This window comes from Flavonifractor sp. HCP28S3_F3, assembly GCF_052065355.1.
Classification (GTDB): Bacteria; Bacillota; Clostridia; order Oscillospirales; family Oscillospiraceae; genus Flavonifractor.
Genome location: NZ_JBQHUF010000009.1, coordinates 1 through 21,722, shown reverse-complemented (window position 1 = coordinate 21,722; position 21,722 = coordinate 1). Strand labels below are relative to the sequence as shown.

The following is a 21,722-nucleotide window of genomic DNA, read 5'->3' as shown; positions in this document are numbered from 1 at the left end:
CATCCTTCCGGATGGGGCGGCTTTTTCTCATTTTTACAGCACCTTGGACAGGAACTCGATGGTACGGGGCTCCTTCGGGTTGGCAAAGAAGGCGTGGGGCTCGTTCTGCTCCAGAATGTGGCCGCCGTCCATGAACAGCACCCGGCTGCCCACCTCACGGGCAAAGCCCATCTCGTGGGTGACCACCACCATGGTCATGCCCTCGTCGGCCAGCTGCTTCATGACCTCCAGCACCTCGCCTACCATCTCAGGGTCCAGAGCAGAGGTGGGCTCGTCAAACAGCATCACCTTGGGCTTCATGGCCAGGGCCCGGACGATAGCAATCCGCTGCTTCTGGCCGCCAGAGAGCTGGTTGGGATAGGCATCCGCCTTCTCATCCAGACCTACCCGCTTCAGAAGCGCAGTAGCGGTGTCATTCGCCTCTTCCTGGCTCATCAGCTTGGTGCGTACAGGCGCCAGAGTGATGTTCTTCCGGATGGTCATGTTGGGGAACAGATTAAAGTGCTGGAACACCATGCCCATCTGACGGCGAATCTGGTCGATGTTGCTCTTGGGATCGGTGATGGGAGTACCCTCAAAGGTAATGGTACCCTTGGTGGGGGTCTCCAGCAGATTGAGGCAGCGCAGGAAGGTGGATTTGCCAGAGCCGGAGGGTCCGATGACTACCACTTTCTCGCCGGGATAGATGTGCTCGGAAATGTCATCCAGCACCAGATGATTTCCGAAAGCCTTGGACAGATGTTTAACGTCTATCACTTTGACGCAGCCTCCTTTCCAGAAGTCCCAGCAGCCAGGTGAGGATCATCACGAATACCAGATAGATGACAGCAATGCCCAGGTAGGGGAACATGTACTGATAGGTCTTGCCGCCTACGGCCTCGGCATAGTACACCAGCTCGGTGCCGCCAATGGCGGAGACCAGAGAGGTATCCTTGAACAGCGTGATGAACTCATTGCCCAGGGAGGGCAGGATGTTCTTAAAAGCCTGGGGAATGACGATAAAGCGCATAGTATCCAGGTAGTTCAGGCCCAGAGAGCGCCCGGCCTCCATCTGACCCATGTCCACACTCATCAGGCCGCCCCGGACGATTTCGGACACATAGGCGCCCGAGTTGATGCCCAGACCGATGATGCCCACCATGGTGTGGTCCCGGCTGGTCTTGAAAATAACAAATCCCCAGATCAGCAGCTGAACCATCATAGGGGTACCGCGGATGATGGTAGTATAAATCTTACAAATAATATTCAGAACACCCAGGAAAAAGTTGCGGCGGCCCAGGCGCTGCTGGTCATGGGCCGTGCGAATCACGGCCACCACCACGCCCAGGATCACGCCGATGATCAGGGCCGCCACGGTAAGCTGTAAGGTCACGCCCACGCCCTGAAGATACAGCTTCCAGCGGTCGCCTTCTATAAAGGCCGTGTGGAACTGCTGGGCAAAATCCTGCCAGAATGACAAGTTCAAAATCCTCCTCTCTTATAACAGGGAACGAAAGGGCGGCCAGAAGGGGCCGCCCTTTCGTTTGTCATGCACACAGTCAGATTGAAATTAGTCAGCGGTGATGTACTTGTCCACGATGGACTGCACAGTACCGTCCTCGATCAGCTCGGCCAGAGCACCGTTGATGGCATCCAGCAGAGCGGTGTTGCCCTTCTTCACGCCGATGGCGTAGTCCTCAACCGCGAACTCGGTCTCCAGAATCTTCAGGCCCTCGTTGGCAGCCACAAACTCCTCAGCGGGAGCGCTGTCGATAACCACGGCGTCAACCTGATCGTTGATCAGAGCCTGGATAGCCAGGGCGCCGGACTCATAGCCGGTGACGTGATCCTCGCCGTAGCCGCCGTTCTCGGGGGTGTCGGAGCAGTAGATGTAACCGGTAGTGGCCTTCTGGGTGCCGATCATATCAGCATTGGCCAGGTCGTCCACAGTCTGGATGGGGGAATCTTCCTTAACAATGATCACCTGCACGCCGGTGGCATAGCTGTCGGAGAAGTCCATGACCTCCAGACGCTCGTCAGTGACGGTAACACCGGCCATGACCATGTCGCTCTGGCCGTTCTGAGCAGCCAGCAGAGCGGCGTCAAAGCCCATGTCGTCCACGACCAGCTCCAGGCCCAGCTTCTCGGCGATGGCACCAGCCACCTCCACATCGATGCCCTCGAAGGTACCGTCGTCCTTGATCATCTCATAGGGAGGGAAGGCGGCGTTGGTGGACATGTGGAGCTTACCAGCCTCCACGGTGGTGAACTCACCAGCGGGAGTGGTCTCGTCAGCGGGAGCCTGGCTCTCGGTGGCAGGAGTGGTCTCCCCGGCGTCGGGGGTCTCGGCATTACCAGTGCTTCCGTTGCCGCAGCCGGCCAGCAGGCTCAGAGACATAACGGCAGTCAGGCCCAGCAGGGCCAGCTTCTTCAGATTCTTCATGATGTATTCTCTCCTATTCATTGTACTCTCTCGGAGTTTCCTTATTGGTTGTATCTTATTATACATGATATTCAGGAAAATGCAATATTTATTCACTGGTCAAAGCACACAAAAAACCTTTCAGTTTTCTCCCGTTCTCTGGCAGGAGCGGACAGAAAAAGGGCGGAGCCGGTTGGCTCCGCCCTTTTATCTGGCTGAAATTAGCCTCTGGTGCAGCGGTCAAAGAAGAAGTAGCCCAGAGGAGTATAATACATACCCTGGATGTCATCGGCCAGCATATACTTCTGGGTGTAGAAGTAGATGGGGCAGATGGCGTAGTCGGTACCCACAACCAGATCCTCGGCCTGGTGCAGCAGATCCATGCGCTTGGCAGGATCGGTCTCGGTACGGGCCTGCTCAATCAGGCTGTCGTACTGGGGATTGGAGTACTGAGCGTCGTTGTTGCCGCCGCCGGTCATCCACATATCCAGGAAGGACATGGGATCGTTGTAGTCGGCAACCCAGGCGTTGCGGCAGATGGAGTAGTCGCCCTCTTTACGGACCTGCAGGAAGGCGTTCCACTCCTGGTTGTTCAGGGTCACCTGTACGCCCAGAACGGTCTTCCACATGTTCTGCAGAGCCTCGGCAATGGCCTTGTGGCTGTCGCTGGTGTTGTACAGGTACTCCACCACGGGGAAGCCCTCGCCGTTGGGATAGCCGGCCTCGGCCAGCAGCTCACGGGCGCGCTCGCAGTTGGCCTCGTAGTCGGCGTCGGTGGGCTTGTAGTAGTCGCCGCCCACGGTGCGGAAGTCCTCGCCGGTAGCGCCCTCGGCGTCATACACGCCGGCGGGCACATAGCCGCCGGCCTCGACCTGGCCGGACTGGGCAATCTGCTCCACGATATAGGTGCGGTCGATGGCCAGAGTAAAGGCCTCACGGACCAGAGCGTTGTCAAAAGGAGCCTGCTGGGTGTTGAAGCACACATAGTAGGTGCCGATCTGGTCCACGATCTTCAGGTCGCCGGAGGCGATCAGGCCGGCAGTCTCGTCCACGGGCACGGTCTGGATATAATCCAGGTCGCCGGACTTGAAGCCGTTGAGAATGGCGTTATCGTTGTCCATCAGCTTGAAGGTCAGACGGTCCAGGCTCACCTGATCCACATTGTAGTAGTTCTCGTTGGGCACCATGCTGATCTGAGAGTTGGTCTCGCGGATATCCAGCTTGAAGGGGCCGTTGCTGATAAACTTCTCAGGATCGTAAGTCCACTGGGTGTCGCTCACCACGTCCTCACGGACAGGCATGCAGGTGGGGAATGCGCAGATCTCCAGGAAGTAGGGCAGGTCGTTGACCAGAGTGACCTCAAAGGTCTTCTCGTCGGGAGCGGCCACACCCAGCTCAGAGGGATCCATCTCGCCGTTGGTGATGGCGGTGGCGTTCACAACGCCGGAGAGCATGTTGCTGTAGTCGGAACCGGTCTCGGGAGAGACGACCCGCTGCCAGGCGTACACAAAGTCCTGGGCAGTCACGTCCTTGCCGTCGGACCACTTGATGCCGTCGCGCAGGTGGAAGGTGTAGGTGACGGTGCCGTCATCGTTGGTGGTCACATCGTGGCTCTCGGCCTGGCCGTAGCCCAGCACAGCGTTGTTGCAGGTGCCGTCGGTGCCGGGGACCTCCTCGCCGCTGTCCTCCCAGCGCATCAGGCCCTCAAACAGGTGGTTGATCATGACAGCGCCGTCCACGGTAGTGTTACGGGCGGGGTCAAGGGACTCGGGCTCAGAGGCAAAGTTGACAGTGATCTCGTTGGCAGCAGTCTCGCCGCCGGCAGCAGGGCTGTTCCCGCTATCGGGAGTATTGTCCTTGTTGCTGCCGCAGCCGGCCAGCAGACCGGCAGTCATGGCGCCGGCAAGGAACAGGGACAGTACCTTCCTTTTTTTCATCGTTCTTCCTCCTTCAGTTTTTTGTATCGATCCATCAAAAGACGGGATACACAGGGTTATTATGTTCGCCGTCCACCCTCGTGGACGGCGAAAGGCCATGGCCTTTCAGGATACGCATAGAGGCGCTGCGCTTACCCCAGCAGGTGGCAGGCAGCCCAATGCCCGGGTGCATGTTCCTTCAGCTGAGGCACAACCTCTTTGCACTTCTCCGTAGCATAGGGACAGCGGGTATGGAACCGGCAGCCCTTGGGCGGATTCATGGGAGAGGGAATGTCGCCCTGCAGCACAATACGCTGGCGGGAACGGCTCACCTCCGGGTCAGGCACCGGCACGGCAGACAGCAGCGTCTTGGTATAGGGGTGAATGGGGTTGCGGTTCAGCTCGTAGCTCTCCGCCAGCTCCACCAGAGTGCCCAGGTACATAACACCGATGCGGTTAGAGATATGGCGCACCACGCTGAGGTCATGCGCGATGAACAGATAGGTCAGACCCAGGTCCTGCTGCATGTCCTCCAGCATATTCACCACCTGGGACTGGATGGACACGTCCAGGGCGGAGATAGGCTCGTCACACACGATGAACTCGGGACGGACCGCCAGCGCCCGGGCGATGCCCACACGCTGCTGCTGGCCGCCGGAAAACTCATGGGGATAGCGGTTGGCGTGCTCGGTATTCAGGCCCACCATGCTCAGCAGCTCCTTGATGCGGTCGGCACGGTCCTTTCTGCTCTGATACAGCTTGTGGATGTCCAGAGCCTCGCCGATGATCTCGCCCACCGTCATGCGGGGGTCCAGAGAGGCGGAGGGGTCCTGGAAGATGATCTGCATCTTCCGCCGGTAGGGCAGCATATCCACCGCTTTCGCCCGGGGAACGGGCTTCTTCACCAGCACGGTATCCTCATGAACAGAGCCGTCCTTGTCCTTGACGGGCATAGTCTTGGGCTCAAAGGGGTATTTATGCTCGTAGATGACTTTGCCGTCATAGACGATCTGGCCGGAGGTGGGCTCATGCAGCCGCAGGATGGTGCGGCCCAGGGTGGTCTTGCCGCAGCCGGACTCACCCACCAGGCCCAGGGTCTCGCCACGCTTGATGAACAGAGACACATCCTCCACAGCCTGGACACCGGGACCCTTCAGGCCCTTGACGGGAAAGTACTTGGTCAGGTGGTCTACCCGGAGCAGAATATCATTTTTCTCACTCATGGTCTCCCACCTCCTTGTTCTCAGCAGCGCCCTGCTTTTCCCGCTCCAGCTGCTCCTGCACCCGCAGCCAGCAGGCAGAACGGTGATTCTCCCCCAGCTCCACATAGGGAGGCATTTTCTGCAGGCAAATCTTCATAGCATGCTCACACCGGGGCGCAAAGGGGCAGCCCTCGGGAGGATTGAGCATATCCACAGGAGTGCCCTCGATGGGGATCAGGCGCTCATAGCTCTCGGCATCTACACGGGGCATGGACCGCAGCAGGCCCATGGTGTAGGGGTGGCCGGGCTTGTAGAAGATATCGTCCACGGGACCCTGCTCCACCATCTTACCGGCGTACATGACGGAGACCTTGTCACAGATCTCGGCCACCACGCCCAGGTTATGGGTAATGAAGATGATACCCATGTGGGTCTTCTTCTGCAGGTCCTTCATCAGCTCCAGGATCTGAGCCTGGATGGTCACGTCCAAAGCGGTGGTGGGCTCGTCGGCGATAAGCAGCTGGGGATGGCAGATCAGGCCCATGGCGATCATGACGCGCTGACGCATACCGCCGGACAGCTCATGGGGATACTGCTTCATCCGCTTCTGGACATTGTTGATGCCCACCAGCTCCAGCATCTCCATGGCACGCTTGGCGGCCTCCTCCTTGGAGACCTTCTTGTCGTGGGCCTTCAGGGCCTCAATGAGCTGGTTGCCGATGGTATACACAGGGTTGAGGCAGGTCATGGGGTTCTGGAAAATCATGGCCACCTTGTTGCCCCGCAGAGCGATCATCTCTTCCTTGCTCTTGGACAGCACGTCCTCGCCCTCCAGGGTGATGGAACCGCCCACCACCTTGCCGGGAGACTGGAGCAGGCCGATGATGGAGTAAGCCTCCACGCTCTTGCCGGAGCCGGACTCACCCACGATGCCCATGACTTCGTCATAATTCAGGTCGTAGCTGATGCCGCCCACCGCTTTGACTTCGCCGGCGGGGGTAAAGAAGGAGACGTGGAGATCCTTCACTTCCAGCAGCTTGCCGGTCTTTACATTCTCTTCCATGTTGTCTCCTCCTTTCTTATTTCTTCAGCCGGGGATCCAGAGCGTCCCGCAGGCCGTCACCGAACAGGTTCAGGCACAGGATCATCAGGCTCAGGATGGCGGCAGGGATAAACAAACGGTAGGGATAGGTGGTCAGGCCGCTCAGCGCGTCCGAACACATGGAGCCCAGGCTGGTCATGGGAGCGGAAACGCCCATGCCCAGGAAGGACAGGAAGGACTCGGTGAAGATGGCCGAGGGGATCTGCAGGAAAGTGGTGGTGACGATCTGGCCCACGCAGTTGGGCAGCAGGTGGCGGCTGATGATCCGTCCGCCCTTGGCGCCCAGCGCCCGGGCGGCAGTGACGTACTCCTGCTGCTTGAGCTGGAGGATCTGGCCGCGGATGATGCGGCTCATGGTCACCCAGTACAGCATACCGAAGGCGATAAAAATGGAAATCAGGTTGGGGCCCAGCACAGTGACCAGCTGCTGCAGCGGCCCGTCACCTGAGTTCTGGAATTCCTCAAAAATAGGCTTCAGGGTGGCGCCCAGCAGCAGGATCACCAGCACCTCGGGAATGGTATAGATGATCTCCACAATGCGCTGCATCACTGCGTCCACCTTGCCGCCGAAGTAGCCGGAGATGGAGCCGTACAGCGCGCCGATGACCAGCACAATGAGGGCACAGCAGATACCCACGATCATAGACACCCGGGCGCCCACCATGGTACGCACCATAATGTCACGGCCCTGGATATCGCAGCCGAACACATGGGGGAACACAAACTCGCCCGCGGCCATCCGCTCCAGCTCCTCATTGGTGTAGCCGAAGGGCTTGGCCTTGATGCCCAGCTCCTTGATCAGGGCGTCCACACTCTCGCTGGAGCTGTTCACCTTGGCCTGGGCCCGGATCTGGGCCTCCTCAACCCGGCTCAGCTCACGGCCTTCGGCCGCCGCCTCCTCCCGGGCCTTCTCCACGGCCTCGTCCGGGCTCAGCCGGGCCTCGGACAGCTTCTCCTGGTCCTCCAGAGAGTAGTGCCAGGGGTGGATGTTGTTGGCGCCGGGGATCACTTCGTCATAGCTGTAGGGCACGATCACGGGACCCAGGAAGGCAAACAGGGCCAGCAGCACGATGATAACCAGGGCCACCATGGCTACCTTGTTCTTCCGCAGGCGGCGCCAGGCGTCCGCCCAGTAGGACACACTCTTGCGGTCCTGGATGAAGCCCTCCTTCTCCTGGACGCTGGCCGGCTCAAAGGCGTTGGCCGGCAGGTCGTTCCAGCTCAGGATATCCTCAATGTCCGGCTGAAGGGAGCCGAGTACTTTCTTATGCTTCTTGTCCGCCAACTCAGTCCCCTCCCTTGCTCAGATTGATCCGCGGATCCACCAGCTTGTACAGCAGGTCTACCACCAGATTCATAATGATGATAAATGCCGCCAGGAAAATGGTGGTGCCCATAATCAGCGGATAATCCCGGTTGGTAATGGACTGCACAAAGTAGCGGCCCAGGCCGGGGATGGTAAACACGGTCTCCACCACGAAGCCGCCGCACAGGGTAAAGGCGATCTGGGGACCCAGATAGGTGATGACCGGAATCAGCGCGTTGCGCAGAGCGTGCTTGAAGATGATCTTCCCATTCTTCAGGCCCTTAGCGCGGGCGGTCTTGATATACTCCTGGCTGATGGAGTCCAGCATGGCCGTCCGGGTCTGGCGGGACAGATAACACATCGGATAGAAGCCCAGAGACAGGCAGGGCAGCACGTAACTGCGCCAGTCCGATTCCACAAAGGTGGCCGGGAACAAGTTCACCCCCGGCAGACCGCCGGTGAGGGTGTGCAGCAGCAGCGTTGCCACCACAAATCCCGGCATGGATATGCCTATGGTTGAGATCACCCGCAGCAAACTGTCTACCCACGTACCTCGTCGGTAGGCCGCCAAACAGCCCAATGGGACGCCCACCAATATGGCCCACAAAATGGAGATCACGCCGATCTTGGCGGAAATGGGGAACATGTTCACGATGATGTCCAGCACCGGCCGGTCCTTCTGCATCTTGATGGAGTCCCGGAAATTCAGGTGGAGCAGGTCGTTGAGATACATGCCCAGCTGAACAATGACCGGCTTGTCCAGGCCATACTTTGCGTTCAGCGCGTCAATGGTGGCCTGGCTGGGGGACCGTTCCGACAGCCACGGGCTGCCCGGCACGGCGTTCATCAGGAAAAAAGTGAGGCAGATCACGACAAACAACGTGATGACTGCCATCAGCACCCTTTTCAAAATGTATTTTGCCATTTCTTCACTTCCTATAATACCTTTCTCTGTTCCTTCCGCTGTGTGCCCCTAATGACACACAGTCGCCGGAGGCTTCCCCCCGGCGTACCACATACCGCGCATCCGACTCAGCGACACCTGCCATACCAGCTTTCCCCCGCAGCCGTCGGGCATACATCAGCTTTTCGGAGTCTCTTCTGGTCGAATCCGCGCTTATTGAGTTTACTTATTTTATCTTATCTCACTCTCTGCGTCAAGGGTTGAGCCCCCATTTTTGCCGTTTCTTCCGTCATTTCTTGCAAGTGTCTTTGTGTGGAGTACATTTATCTGCATGTTTGTCCATGAATGATTTGGCATTTCTTTTTGCTTCGGTGGCGGAAATACTGAGTTTTAATACTTCTATTCGCTATCACGCTAAATTTTTTGATATATTTATTCGTTTTATGTGATATAAATATTCATTTTGCTGGTTCTTCTGAAAATTTTTACCTGCATTTTTTCCTTCATGTTAATTCAAAAAGGGCGGCACAGCATGCTGTGCCGCCCACAGGCTCAATCGAAGCCTAAACCCATATAGCCTTTGGTATCCTCCTGCCACAGGCGAGCCTTGTCCAGATGATACCATTTCACCATCCCAAAGGGCTGAATATAGCTGCCGGGCACACCGTCCCAGCAGGCCGGAGTACGCACATGACAGCGCCGGCCCGGCAGCAGCCGGGAAAAGACTGCCAGCGCCCGGGGAATCTGAGCCACAGGCAGGAGCAGTTCCTTGAAGAGCACACTGTCCTCCCCCACATACTCCACCGCCGCGCAGCCTTCCACTCCCTCGGCCACTACCCGGTACAGTCCGCCGCCGGATAGCTTGCCCATGCCCTCCTGATAGCGGATCAGCTCCGTATCGTAGTGTACCGATGGGGTACCCTCCAGAAGGCGGTCCCGAATGGTGTTGTACACCTGGGGAGATGCCAGCTCCACCTGATCCTCCGGCCGAGGCTGGCTGGCCTCTTCCCGCAGCAGCTCTACCTTACGGGTATAGAAGCCGGTGGTAAAGCCGGCGGTGGCAAAGAACTTGAACAGGCTGGGCTCGGCAGGCACCACCGTAACACAGTCGGCGCCCCGGGCCGCCAGGTGGAAGTCCACATAGTGCAGCAGCTGCCGGCCATAGCCCTTGCTGCGCGCCGCCGGGTCGGTGGCCAGGGCATATACGTAGTATGCGCTGGCAGTATCCTCGTTGGGCAGGGTCAGCTCATGGGGCAGCAGCGCCAGCATGGAGGCCAGCTTGTCATCCTCCAGCAACAGGAGCATGTTCTCCGGCTGCCAGCAGCAGGTGTAAAACCAGTCGATATACCGCGGGTCATCCCCAAACGCCAGCTGCCACAGCTTCTTCTGGGCTTCGGCCTCCTCCGGCCGGGAAGGACGGATTTTAATCATGGGACCGCTCCTTTCTCTCAGGCACGCAGCACGGCGGCATACTTCTCCACCATCAGATCAGGATAGTAGGACTCCTTGGCCTTCCGCAGGCCCTCCACACCCATGTCGTCCTCCCGGTTGAGGTACTTGATCTCCGGGTGCTTGGCCCGCACCCAGCGGGCAAACTCCCGGTTGATCATGGCATAGGCGCCCTGCAGCTCACTGTAGGCCTTTTCAAAGTGGACGTCAAAGGTGTCCCGGGTCAGGAAGTCTCCCATGGTGAAGGCCACCACCTCACCGTACACCCGGATCAGGCCGCCCTCCAGCCCAAGCTGGTCATAATACTCCATGGCGGTACGCAGGGCGATACCCTCATCCCCCAGGTCCCGCTCTTCGGCCTCTCCCTCACGGGACAGGGAGCGGAGATACCATTGCTTGTCCATCTCCAGACACTCGGGCAGGCTCTCGGGCGTGATCTCCTCGTACACCCAGGTGGGGTTGTTGTCAATAAAGCGGTTGATATGGTTGCGCTTGGCGTGGAGCTTCTTGCCCCCCAGATCCGCCAGGCGGTCGATCTCGTAGAGGTAATCATAGCCGTCCCGGTCGGAGATATAGTCGAACTGGCCAGGGAAGAACTCCTCCAGCTCTGCCATCTGCCGCCGGGTGAGACACACCAGACGGAGGGGCTGGCCACGGCGGGCGGCATCCTCCGCCAGCGCCCGGATAGCCCCGGCAATATCCCCAGAGCCTGCGGGGTACATATAGCTGCACCCCATTCGGCCGCACAGATGGGTCACCACAAAGTCGCCGATCCGGCCGATCTCCAGACCGTAGGCCTTCCTCCAGACAAACATATTGGTAAAATTATAATCACAGCCCCGATGGCTGCTCCGGGCCAGCAGCTCGTCCACCCAGAGCTTGTCGGCCGGGACCGGCGTATGAAATTCGATCATAGAGCGCTTCTCCTTATATTGGTCTAGTATGCCGATATGATATCACGCTTATACCGGACATGGCAAGAAAAACCGGCGGGCCGGACAAACGTCCGGCCCGCAGTTCAGGACTCCACCAGCATCAGGCAGCCGTCCTTGTCATATTTCAGCCGCTGGACCTCCGCTTTGGTGTTGCGGATGATGTCGTCCATGCGGATGCCCTCGGTCACAGTGGCGATAAAGGTATAAGCCACGCCGTGGCGCTTGGCACGGCCGGTACGTCCGATGCGGTGGGTATAGTTCTCCAGCTCGTCGGGCACATCGTAGTTGAACACCGCGTCTACGTCGTCGATATCCAAACCCCGGGCCGCCACATCGGTGGCCACCAGCACCCGGATCTCCCCTTTCTTGAACTTGTCCAGGGTCTTTTCCCGGATCCGCTGCTGGATATCCCCGTGGATGGCCTCGCAGGAGATGCCCCGCATCTTCAAAAGACCAGCCAGCCGGTCGGTCATGTTCTTGGTGTTGCAGAAGGCGATGGCCCGCTCGTACTCCCCGTGGGTGATGAGGGCCACGATGGTATCCAGCTTCTGCTCCCGGCCGTCCAGGTCGATGCGGTACTGGGTGATATCCGGCTTGGACTCCTCCACCGGCCGGACGGTGATCTCAATGGGATCACGCTGGTACACCCAGGAGATATCCATGACCTCCCGGCTGATGGTGGCGGAGAACATGCCCAGGTTCTTCCGGTGCTTGATCTGGTCCAGGATGCGGGTCACGTCCCGCACAAAGCCCATGTCCAGCATCCGGTCGGCCTCGTCCAGCACCACCGTCTGCACCTTGTCCAGCTTGACAGTGCGCCGCTTCATGTGGTCCATCAAACGGCCGGGGGTGGCCACCACGATCTGGGGGCGCTTCTTCAGGGTGTTGATCTGCTTGTCAATGGGAGCGCCGCCGTACAGACAGACGGTGCGCACGCCCTCCTTGAATTCACACAGGTCCCGCAGCTCCTCCTGGATCTGCACCGCCAGCTCCCGGGTGGGAGCCAGCACCAGAGCCTGCACATCCTCGCTGGCGGGATCGATGTGCTCTACCATGGGGATGCCGAAGGCAAAGGTCTTGCCTGTGCCGGTGGGGGCCTTGGCAATGACGTCCTTCCACTCCATAAAGTAGGGGATGGCGCCCGCCTGCACTGGAGTGGCCTGGACATAGCCCTTCTTGTCGATGGCGCGCATCACTTCCGGAGACAGACCCAGGTCGGCATAGTTCACGACCTCATTGACCTGCTCGCCGTTGATTTCCATGGGTACAAAACTTCCTTTCCTTTCGATTTGCCTGATTCAAGGTCCCCACAGGCATCGAAACTCCCTTTCGTACCCAAACGCCCGCCGTTCCTCCGGGGCGCGACCTCAAATCCAGCCGCCGGAACCCTTTTCCGGCGGATTTTGCCCAACTACTATATCATAGCCCGGCCTGTTTCGCAAGGGGGGCCGGACGCCGCCCGGGCACCACAACAAACGCCGCCTGCGGCTGCAGGCGGCGTTTGCTTTGACTGAGGATTTACTTATCTGCGGCCGTTACGAAGCGCATCAGCATCGTGGCCACTTCGGCCCGGGTGGCGGTGCCGCCGGGATCCAGCACTCCGGCGCCCTTGCCGGTCAGCAGTCCGGTGCCTGCCGCCCACTCAACGGCATCCCGGGCCCAGGAGGAGACCTGGGCGCCGTCGGTATATCCGCTCAGGTCGCCCCGCGCGGAGGTATCCCGCTGCGCATATTCGGCATAGCGGTACAGAATGGCCGCCAGCTGCTCCCGGGTGATGGCGTCACCAGGCGCGAACACGGTATCGCTGTAGCCGCCCACGATCTGCTCGGACGCGGCCCAGCGCACAGCCTCTGTATACCAGCTGCCGCTCTCCACGTCGCCGAAGGTCATGGCATAGTCCACCTGGGGCTCACCGGCCAGCCGCCACAGCAGCGTGACCATCATCCCGCGGCTGGTGGTGGCCAGAGGCGCGAAGGTATTGGCAGCGGTGCCCTCCATCAGGCCCTGCTCATAGGCGTACTTTACCGCCTCATAGAACCAGTCCGTTTCCTTCACATCGGTGAAGGGCAACTGATCCTGAGGAGTCTGAGCAGCGAAGGAGGCTTCCACCGTGACGGCGGAGGCAGGCATGGTAAAGGCATACTTGCCCGCACCCTTGTCGGTCACCTTCACCTGAGCACCCTTTTGGTCCGTTACGGTCAATCCAGAGAGACGGAAGCCCTCATCCGCCCGGACCGTGAGCGTCACAGTCACGCCGGCCGCAGCCCGGCTGTGGCTGCTGGTCACCTGACCGTTTTCAACATTCTTCACCGTGACGCCGTAGCTGGTGGTCCCAGATCCGCCGCTGCCGCCGGAACTCTCGGTATCCCATTTGGCATACAGGCTCATGTCGGCGGTTACGGTCCAGCTGAAATCCCAGGCGCGGGTCAGTCCCGGGTCGGAATACCAGCCGGCAAAGCGGTAGCCGGAACGGGTGGGAGGATCGGGCTCCCGCACCGTGCCGCCGTAAGCCACGGTCTGAGCCGCTACGGCGCTGCCGCCATTGCTGTTAAAGGTCACGGTAACGGTCTCGGGCGCACTGCTGGTCACGGTGACAGGCATCTGGGCAGTCAGTCCCAGGGAGTTATTCACCTGCTCGGGCAGGACCAGCGTTCCGGAAACGGTCTGGACACCAATGTACTGGGGATCATAGCTTTCGCTGTTCCAGGCCAGTCCGCAGGTAACGGTATAGCCGTTATCCAGCTGCAGGACCGCCTGGTCCGGCAGCTCCAGGCTCTCAAACGCAGTGCCTTCCAACACGGTGAGCCCGGAGGGGTTGAGCAGCACGCTCTCCACCTCAGGCGTACCGGTCAGCGTCAGCGTCAGGCTGGCCGTGATCTGCTCGGGATTGGTGATCTCATAAGCGCTCAGCGCAGCCACATCCAGCGTGCCGGTCAGGGTCTGCGCCTCACCGCTGGCGTTGTCGTAGCCATCGCTCTGCCAGTCCACAGGCAGGCTGACCACGCTGCCGTCCTTCAGGTGTACTGCAACGGTCTCAGGCAGCTGCAGCGCGTCAAATTCGCTGCCCAGCTGGCCCACGGCGGTCACGGGATCGGCGGACACTACTTCAGGCTCGAAGGTGACTGTTCCGCCGGGGATCTCACGGGTGCCGTAGACCTCCAGCTCCTTCAGGCCGACGGAATGGCCCGCTGCATTCTCATTGACGGTATTGAAATAGAGGCGGATATACCGGACCCCGTCGGGGATCTGGGCATCAGTCAGGTCCAGCTCGTCCACAGGCGCGTCGGCCAGGGAACCATTGTCACGCTGGATGGTCTCCGCATCCGTCCAATCCTGGCCGTCGGCCGAGAACTGCACCACATAGTCGGTGGGCCATACCTTGGCGTGATAGTAGGCTTTGACGGACTGGATGCCGTCCACGTCTTCGCCCAGATCTACGATGACCCAGGAGGGCGTCTGCTTTCCGTCCACCAGGCCGCCGCCCTTCATGTAGTTGGAACTCCACCGCTCATTGATATCGGTGCTGTTGGTCACCCCGTTGACCACCACATCCTTGTTGCCCTGGGGTCCGCCCGGCTCATAGCCGGAGACCTCCACAGGACGGCCCAGCGCCAGATTCTCCGTGGGCGGAGTCACAGGCGGCTGTCCGGGATCCTCCGGTACCGTCCGCACCGTGACGGAGGCACTCAGTTCAAAGCCGCCCGGATTGGTAAGTCCGGTCCCATCCAGCTCATAGACGCCGGTAAAGGAATAGACACCGGGTACAGTTCCGTCATAGCCGTCCGGGCAGGACCAGGAGACAGGAAGGGTCACGGTATGGCCGCCACTGGTCTCCACCTCTGCCTGATGGGGCAGGCCCACGAACGCCTCGGGCGTGCCGCGGTCCACTGCTATCTCCAGGCTGGTATCGCCCACCGGCGCATAGATGCCGGCCTCATGCAAAGGCAGATCCTCGGAGGGAACCGTCACATCTTCCCCGCCGGTCTGAAGCACGATCTCGGCAATGGCCGGGCTGGTACCGGCCTTCCAATCCAGCCGGATGGCCAGCAGGTCGCCCAGCCCGGCTGTTTTAAAGGTACAGATACCCTGATCCAGCGTACCCACAGGGACCCAGTTCCCATCTGCCGTCTGGACGGAGAACTCCGCGCCGCAGATGGAGGTGGGGGACTGGACGATGGTAACGCTGCTGATGGCAGGATCCTCGGAAATGAGATACTGCATATAGCCGCCCTCTGCCCCGATCTCGCCGGGCGCAAAGAAGGTGGTGATATCTCCATCCATGGTCTTGTCAAAATCGCCCTTGGGCTCGCCGCTGAACGCGCCCAGCGGGTCACCCTGATCCAGCTTCTTATTGACTTCCAGCTCATTAAATTTGATCCAGCCGCTGTCCGTCTTGCTGATCTCCAGCTTGATATACCGGGCCGCCTGACCGCCGCCATTGCAGGCATAGTAGCGGTAAGGCACCTCCATATCCGGGTGATTGTCGAAGCTCTTCAGCAGAGTCCAGTCACCGGCAGGATCGGAACTGTCGCCGATGCTGATGTCCAGATAGTGGGGATAGTCGCCCTCTTCCGGGAAGTAAAGTGTTACGTCATAAACCGGCTGGCTGGAGCCCATGTCAAAGATAATGTACTGGCCTTCGGTCTGCTTGGCATTGGTCCAGGCCAGAGAGCTGCGGTCACCGTCCACAATATTGCTCCAGTTTCCTGAATAGAGGCCCATATTTGTGGACACATAGGACAAATCGGTCTGGATATAGGACACTGTGGCGGAGAGTGCAGGAAGCTCGCCGGTATAGGCACTCTCCGACTGGTTGATCAGCCGGATATAGCGCACCGTGGTCGTATCCTCGATGGCTCCGTCCGTCCATACCGCGCCGTTAGTGGAGATCTGTACTGCAAAGCCCGCCGGGATCTCACCATCCAGCGCGATATCGCTGATGCCCATGATCTCAGGCAGCCGGATTCCGACATACTGGCCGGGCTCCAGGGTAAGAGACTGGCTGACGCTCAGCGTATAGACGCCGCCGGACTCTGCCACAGACAGGCCCTCTTCGCTGTCCAGATTGGTATAGACCAGGGATGTCCCCTCCTGAGAGGCGGCAGTCACGGTAAACTCACGGACCCGGGTCATATCCCCGCTGCCGTCGCCCGTCAGGCGCATGCGCACATAGCGGGCCGGAATCGTGAGCCCATCCGCCTGGATGCGGCAGGAATCCGCTCTGGCCGTCAGGGCAGTCCAGTTCTCACCGTCAGCAGAGCACTCCAGGACCGCGTCGTGGAAGTAGCTCTGATCCTCGTCGTCCGCGCCCTGCAGGACCTGAACGGAGCTGACCGTCTTTACGCTGCCCAAATCCACGCCCAGATAGTCGCCCTGCAGCTGGGTGCCGGCAAAGGAAGACGCCGTGGCGTCGCTGCCGTCAAACATCTTGTCCGACTCGGCATCGGCAGTCAGCTGCTTGCCGTTGATCATGCCATAGAACGTGGGCTCGTCTTTCGTGCCGCCGTCAGGGAACAGGACGGGCACAATGGCCTCTTTGATGTAAGGAACCAGCTTCGACGCAAAGGGCTGCAGCCGCTTGCTGCCCGCCTTGGCCATCTTCTCGGCATACTGAGGGGTGGGGTAGTTGTCCCACTCGTCCAGGCCCAGGCTGGCATTGGACAGCGCTAGCCACGCGCCGTTGGTATCCCCGGCCTGGAGCGCAAGGATGGCCTCCAGCGCGGATTTGCAGGCATTGGTGATCCCCGTCAGAGAGCTGAGCCAGGGATCCAGCTCCGCTACCAGAGCCTCGTTGGTACAGTTGGCCCGGAAGTCCTCCACCGCAGACAGGATGTGGCTGAATTCCTGCAGCAGCGCCTCTACCTCCGGGTCACCGGCAAGGGTCTCACCGGCAAGGGCCTTGGTCTGGACCGAGTCCAGCTTATCCTTTAGGTATTCCGACTCAGGGAAGCCCTCCTTGATGCGGCCAGACTCAGGACAGTTGGACACATTGCGGGCAATCGTGAGGTAGGAATCATAGACCTCCGGCTGGAGATACTTGAAGCAGTCTTCCCACAGCTCTTCCAGATAGGAGGTATAGTTATCCCGGTTCCAGCCCCAGGAGAGCAGCTGGAAGTAGGCTACCTTATTGGCTTCGGGATAGTTTACCGGGTTGGAGATAATGCCCATCTGCCCGGTAAGGCCGTCCGCCTCAGAGACATAATGGCTGATGTCACCCAGATAAATACCGCTCTTGTCGTGCTCAGAGCAGGGATAGTTCAGCCATGTGGCCGGATACTGGCCGGACTTCTCATAGGGGAAGCTGATATTACTCTGGTTGATGGGAGAGTTGACGTCAGAACCGGTCCAGTAGAGATAAATGTCATCATCAAGTCCCGCCAGTTCCTTCAGCTCGCTTCCGCCGCCGGCCCAGCCCACATTATAGTTCTTGGGGCAGTACAGGATGGGGCCGCAGCCCTTTTCCTTGCACCAGGCATTCAGCGTATTGAGCAGCACCACCACGTCAGCGTTGGTGCCGCTGTTGTAGTCGTCGTTGAGCACATGGAAATTCCGCACGCCTACATCGTAAAGCTGCTGGAACTTTGCCTCCAGCTTCGCCAGATTTTCCAGATACTTCTCGTACCGGGCACCGGCATCCGGATTTGTGCTGGCACCGTTGAAAAAGCCGCCCTTCCCGATGTGTACCGACCAGGTATAGGCTACCTTGGTCTCCTCGCCGACTTCCACCAGATGCTTGATCTGCGCCAATTCCTCATCGGGATAGAGCTCATACCAGTGGTCGGAATGGTAGGGATCTGTTTTGGAGGCAAACACATAGATATTGCCCTTCACGTCACGGATGGAGCGCATCTGGCTTTCCCGGCCCGCATAGTCAAAGCCGCCATAAAAGCCCTCGATAAAGTCCCGGAACCGCACGTTGGAGTAGTCTTCAATGGTCACCGGCAGAAACTTCTGGCCGGCAAAGGATGTGAACATCATCTGAAGCGTGGCAAGACCATAATAGACACAGTCTGTATCCTTACCCACTATGGTTACGATCCCGTTCTCATTTTCGCCCGTTTCAGCCACCAACATATAGGGATCATACTTCCCTTTCCCGGTGCTGTCCGTGTCTTCAAACAGGTCCGTGCGGGAAGTGGGTGTGGGATCCGCAACGGTGGTATCCTCGTCACCGTAAATGCCCAGCAGGATGTTGGTCTTGCTCGGATCCACAGAGCCGGATGTGGTCATAGTCATACCATAGCCGGCAAGGATCTCCTCCAAAAATTCCTTTGTGCTGCTGTCAACGCCGCTCTCAATGACCGCATTGACTTCTTTTGTCATGGTAAAGGAAGACGCGCCCTCCGGATAGACCGCCGAGTGGGGAACGGGATAGATTTCATAGCGGTCAGGGTCCTCTGAAAAGCCGTTTACCAAGCTGTCCTGGACCTGTCCCTCCGCAGGCGGCTGCAGCGCAAAAGCCGGAGATACCGCACCGGACAAAAGCGCACCCACAAGCAGCAGAGACAGCACACGCTTATTTCTCTGTATTCCCATAAATTTCACCTCTTCTTTTTTGCTGGAACGATTACAGCTCACAGGCACATTGGAACGGGCATCACTTCCTATCTTTTCTTTCATTTTTCTTGGCAGTCCTCCAATCTGCCAATATCGACCAACAAGTCTATTTTCAGTTTATCACAGTGATTTGAGTGGGCAAGTATGATTTTTTCTCATACTTTTTTCCGCACATCTTTCGACATTTTGTGCGCATTGTCCAATCCAGGCATAACTCTTCCCTGGGCTCAGCAAAAAAGGAAGCCATGCACATTGTGCATGGCTTCCTTTTTCCTTTTCTGGTCACACTCTTCGGAACACATGGATCCGAAAGTCCGCCGTGATTTCCAAACCGCCCAGAGCCGCCAGCCGGGCGGCCCCCTCCTTGGGCGTCTTCCAGTAATAAGGCGTCATCTGGAACAGGTCGGCCAGAGCTTCCCCTTTCACTGACATCTGATACCGCACCGGCACCACCGTCTCGCAGGAAAACCCCTCGTAGGGAATGTCCTCCTCCTTATTGCGGTAAGGGGTATCGTAGAGCACCTGCTTCAGTTCCCACAGGTGGTCTGCACCCGGCACCACATACAGGAAAGCCCCGCCGGGACGGAGTACCCGCTTAAACTCCTCCAGGGCCAAGGGCGAAAAGCAATTGAGCAGCAGATCTACCCGCTCGGTCCCCACCGGCAGATGGTAGGCGGAAGCTACGGCGAACTCCCCTTCCGGCAGCCGTCTGGCCGCCAGACGCACCGAGGGCTTGGAGAGGTCAATGCCCGCCAGTCGGACGGACTTTCCCGCTCCGGTCAGCGCCTGAAACACGCTCTGGGTATAGTATCCCTCGCCGCAGTCCGAGTCCAGCACCGCCCCTTCACAGCCTATCCGCTCCACAGACAGGTCACACAGGGCCTGCCGCAGCGGTGCATAGTGATCCCCGGAAAGAAACCGGTTCCGGGCAGCTGTCATGCCCTTGTCATCCCCCGGCTCCTTGGCGTGCTTTCGGTTGGCGGGCAGAAGATGGACGTACCCCTCCCTGGCTCTGTCATAGCTGTGTCCGTTGGGACAGGCATAGCGCCCCTCTTCCCGGCTCAGCTCTTCCCCACAGATGGGACAGCACAGCAGACTGTTCATCCCGCTTCCTCCTTGGCCTGTTTTCTCCCATTATACGGCCCGACAGGCCGCCTTGTAAAGCGCCTGCCTGATGCCCCGACAAGTTTCGTCCATTTTCTTGCTTTTCTTCCGTCTTCGTACTAAACTTATTTTATCTGTACAATTGAAGGAGCTGAGGGAAGAAATGTCCGTAAAACGCCGCATCCAAAGTCTGATTTTAGCCGGGGCTCTGGCCCTGACCCTGGCTGTGCCCGCCCTGGCCGCCGGGTACAAAGATCTGCCGGAAAGCCACTGGGCCTACTCCGACCTGATGGAAGCCTCTGAGCTGGGTATCATTCAAGGTGTGGGTGACGGCCGGATGGCCCCCGCCGACACCATGAGCTGGGGTCAGTTCCTGACCATGATCGCCCGCACCTTCGCCCCCGACGCCTACCAGTCCGCTACTGACGCCGGTCTGGCCTGGGACCAGGCGGGCTATGCCGCAGCGGCAGACGCCGGTCTTCTGCGGGAAGAGGACGCTCTGCCGGTTACGGCGGAGACCCTGGGAAGCAATATCTCCCGGCAGGATGCGGCAGTGCTGCTGTACAATGCACTGCCGTCGGAAGCCTGGGACGTCTACTTTGTCTGGGAGCAGGTTCCCGATCCGACCCTTTTCTCCGACTGGAACACCATGGATTCCCTGCATCAGCAGGCCGTGGCCGGTCTGGTGGAACTGGGGATTATCAACGGCAAGAGCGACGGCTCTTTCGGCTGCAACGACTCCATCCAGCGCTGCGACGGCACGGTGCTGGTGATGCGGGTTTTGGATGTGGTCGATTCCTGTTCGCAATATGATTCAAAAGATATTACCGTTCGTATTTTGAATCGGACCACCGGACAGCCCATTTTGCCTGACCAGCAAATGTCCGTTCAGATCGGTACATACCTGTCCAGCCTCCCCTACCAGATCGACACGGATGCATTGAAGTACTACAACTATAGCTGGGAGGGCGGCTTCGTCGACCAGGTCAGCTCCGTCTGCGACACCTACACGCTGTACTATGAGCCCATGACCCAGGCGCAGCGGGAGGAGGCAGACTTCTGGGAAAAGGTAGAGCAGGGTCTTGCCTCCTACGAGGACTACGCCAAGCAGGATTTTTGGCTGAAATTCCAGGGCGAGAACGAGCGCAAGTACACCCTTCTCTTTGGGGACCCCACCAAGCGCCGCTTTGCCAATCAGGAGGAGGCCAAGGCCGCCATGACCACCATCACCATTCCGGTGTGGAAGCTGCAGGGCGGTAAAAAGGTCAGCTCCACCCTGTCTCTGACCGTACACAGCGCCATTGCCGAAGATGTAAAGGCCATCTTTACCGAGATCTACAACGATCCTGAGCAGTTCCCCATCCACGACATCGGCGGCTACTCCTGGCGGGGCGACAGTGCCACCGGCGAACACAACTGCGGTACCGCCATCGACATCAACGCCAACGAGAATTACCAGATCCGGGACGGCCAGGTACTGGTGGGCAGTCTGTGGCAGCCGGGCAGCAACCCCTACTCCATCGCTCCGGACAGCTCGGTGGTGCGGATTTTTGCCGAGCACGGCTGGAGCTGGGGCGGCGACGCCTGGGCCTATGACAGCGATGCCAGCCAGGGCTATCACGACTATATGCACTTCTCCTACATGGGAGGTTAAGCAATTTTTAGTATCCTTTATAATACCTTTATATTCTGTTCACAGTCCGTTCACCAATGAGAGAGTCCCGTCATGTATGATAAGCATGTCAGGAAGAAATGACAAACCAACCTCCTCTCTACTCTCTCTTTTACCTCTCTGTTCACACACACAACAGGAGCGGGGGGGCGGCGGGTGGGCGGGGGGGGGCGG

The 21,722-nt window shown here is 59.0% G+C and carries 14 protein-coding genes; 1 reads left to right on the top strand and 13 read right to left on the bottom strand.

Going from position 1 to position 21,722, the window contains the following annotated elements; all coding sequences use genetic code 11:
• Positions 1 to 33: 33 nt before the first annotated feature.
• The 13 genes from ACTNB1_RS09300 to ACTNB1_RS09240 all read right to left on the bottom strand — a co-directional run bounded on the left by ACTNB1_RS09300 (position 34) and on the right by ACTNB1_RS09240 (position 19,876).
• Positions 34 to 756, bottom strand: coding sequence for an amino acid ABC transporter ATP-binding protein (locus ACTNB1_RS09300; RefSeq protein WP_441169052.1), 723 nt, complete (start codon positions 754 to 756; stop codon positions 34 to 36).
• On the bottom strand, positions 743 to 1,459 hold the full coding sequence (locus tag ACTNB1_RS09295) for an amino acid ABC transporter permease (RefSeq protein ID WP_441169050.1): 717 nt from the start codon (positions 1,457 to 1,459) through the stop codon (positions 743 to 745). The genes ACTNB1_RS09300 and ACTNB1_RS09295 overlap by 14 nt, the downstream gene beginning before the upstream one ends.
• A gap of 90 nt (positions 1,460 to 1,549) precedes the next feature.
• Positions 1,550 to 2,422 carry a transporter substrate-binding domain-containing protein gene (locus ACTNB1_RS09290; RefSeq protein WP_441169049.1) on the bottom strand — a complete coding sequence of 291 codons (873 nt, stop codon included), beginning with the start codon at positions 2,420 to 2,422 and terminating at the stop codon, positions 1,550 to 1,552.
• Positions 2,423 to 2,622: 200 nt separating this feature from the next.
• On the bottom strand, positions 2,623 to 4,338 hold the full coding sequence (locus ACTNB1_RS09285; RefSeq protein ID WP_441169047.1) for a peptide ABC transporter substrate-binding protein: 1,716 nt from the start codon (positions 4,336 to 4,338) through the stop codon (positions 2,623 to 2,625).
• 131 nt (positions 4,339 to 4,469) lie between these two features.
• Positions 4,470 to 5,540 carry an ABC transporter ATP-binding protein gene (locus ACTNB1_RS09280; protein WP_441169045.1) on the bottom strand — a complete coding sequence of 357 codons (1,071 nt, stop codon included), beginning with the start codon at positions 5,538 to 5,540 and terminating at the stop codon, positions 4,470 to 4,472.
• Positions 5,533 to 6,582 (bottom strand): ABC transporter ATP-binding protein, encoded by a 1,050-nt coding sequence (locus ACTNB1_RS09275; protein ID WP_441169043.1) that lies wholly within the window; start codon positions 6,580 to 6,582, stop codon positions 5,533 to 5,535. Before ACTNB1_RS09275 ends, ACTNB1_RS09280 begins: the two co-directional genes overlap by 8 nt.
• A 16-nt stretch (positions 6,583 to 6,598) precedes the next feature.
• Positions 6,599 to 7,906 carry an ABC transporter permease gene (locus ACTNB1_RS09270; protein WP_441169041.1) on the bottom strand — a complete coding sequence of 436 codons (1,308 nt, stop codon included), beginning with the start codon at positions 7,904 to 7,906 and terminating at the stop codon, positions 6,599 to 6,601.
• A gap of 1 nt (position 7,907) precedes the next feature.
• A complete protein-coding gene (locus tag ACTNB1_RS09265) occupies positions 7,908 to 8,852 on the bottom strand; it encodes an ABC transporter permease (protein WP_441169040.1) in 945 nt (314 codons plus the stop codon).
• A 531-nt stretch (positions 8,853 to 9,383) separates the two neighbouring features.
• A complete protein-coding gene (locus ACTNB1_RS09260) occupies positions 9,384 to 10,262 on the bottom strand; it encodes a GNAT family N-acetyltransferase (RefSeq protein ID WP_441169038.1) in 879 nt (292 codons plus the stop codon).
• Between the two features lie 17 nt (positions 10,263 to 10,279).
• Positions 10,280 to 11,194, bottom strand: coding sequence for a DUF2156 domain-containing protein (locus tag ACTNB1_RS09255; protein ID WP_441169036.1), 915 nt, complete (start codon positions 11,192 to 11,194; stop codon positions 10,280 to 10,282).
• Between the two features lie 104 nt (positions 11,195 to 11,298).
• Positions 11,299 to 12,477: a DEAD/DEAH box helicase gene (locus ACTNB1_RS09250; protein WP_441169035.1), complete on the bottom strand. Its 1,179-nt coding sequence runs from the start codon at positions 12,475 to 12,477 to the stop codon at positions 11,299 to 11,301.
• A 256-nt stretch (positions 12,478 to 12,733) separates the two neighbouring features.
• Positions 12,734 to 18,751 (bottom strand): beta-N-acetylglucosaminidase domain-containing protein, encoded by a 6,018-nt coding sequence (locus tag ACTNB1_RS09245; protein ID WP_441169033.1) that lies wholly within the window; start codon positions 18,749 to 18,751, stop codon positions 12,734 to 12,736.
• 303 nt (positions 18,752 to 19,054) lie between these two features.
• On the bottom strand, positions 19,055 to 19,876 hold the full coding sequence (locus tag ACTNB1_RS09240; protein WP_441169031.1) for a putative RNA methyltransferase: 822 nt from the start codon (positions 19,874 to 19,876) through the stop codon (positions 19,055 to 19,057).
• Positions 19,877 to 20,039: 163 nt separating this feature from the next.
• Here ACTNB1_RS09240 and ACTNB1_RS09235 point away from each other — a divergent pair, with 163 nt between their 5' ends.
• Positions 20,040 to 21,530, top strand: a complete 1,491-nt coding sequence (locus ACTNB1_RS09235) for an S-layer homology domain-containing protein (protein ID WP_441169029.1) — start codon at positions 20,040 to 20,042, stop codon at positions 21,528 to 21,530.
• Positions 21,531 to 21,722 lie beyond the last annotated feature (192 nt).

Excerpts from the sequence above, each read along its gene's own strand:
- ACTNB1_RS09290 (WP_441169049.1), bottom strand. The coding sequence starts at position 2,422 with ATGAAGAATCTGAAGAAGCTGGCCCTGCTGGGCCTGACTGCCGTTATG.
- ACTNB1_RS09285 (WP_441169047.1), bottom strand. The coding sequence starts at position 4,338 with ATGAAAAAAAGGAAGGTACTGTCCCTGTTCCTTGCCGGCGCCATGACT.
- ACTNB1_RS09280 (WP_441169045.1), bottom strand. The coding sequence starts at position 5,540 with ATGAGTGAGAAAAATGATATTCTGCTCCGGGTAGACCACCTGACCAAG.
- ACTNB1_RS09275 (WP_441169043.1), bottom strand. The coding sequence starts at position 6,582 with ATGGAAGAGAATGTAAAGACCGGCAAGCTGCTGGAAGTGAAGGATCTC.
- ACTNB1_RS09265 (WP_441169040.1), bottom strand. The coding sequence starts at position 8,852 with ATGGCAAAATACATTTTGAAAAGGGTGCTGATGGCAGTCATCACGTTG.
- ACTNB1_RS09260 (WP_441169038.1), bottom strand. The coding sequence starts at position 10,262 with ATGATTAAAATCCGTCCTTCCCGGCCGGAGGAGGCCGAAGCCCAGAAG.
- ACTNB1_RS09255 (WP_441169036.1), bottom strand. The coding sequence starts at position 11,194 with ATGATCGAATTTCATACGCCGGTCCCGGCCGACAAGCTCTGGGTGGAC.
- ACTNB1_RS09250 (WP_441169035.1), bottom strand. The coding sequence starts at position 12,477 with ATGGAAATCAACGGCGAGCAGGTCAATGAGGTCGTGAACTATGCCGAC.
- ACTNB1_RS09245 (WP_441169033.1), bottom strand. The coding sequence starts at position 18,751 with ATGGGAATACAGAGAAATAAGCGTGTGCTGTCTCTGCTGCTTGTGGGT.
- ACTNB1_RS09240 (WP_441169031.1), bottom strand. The coding sequence starts at position 19,876 with ATGAACAGTCTGCTGTGCTGTCCCATCTGTGGGGAAGAGCTGAGCCGG.
- ACTNB1_RS09235 (WP_441169029.1), top strand. The coding sequence starts at position 20,040 with ATGTCCGTAAAACGCCGCATCCAAAGTCTGATTTTAGCCGGGGCTCTG.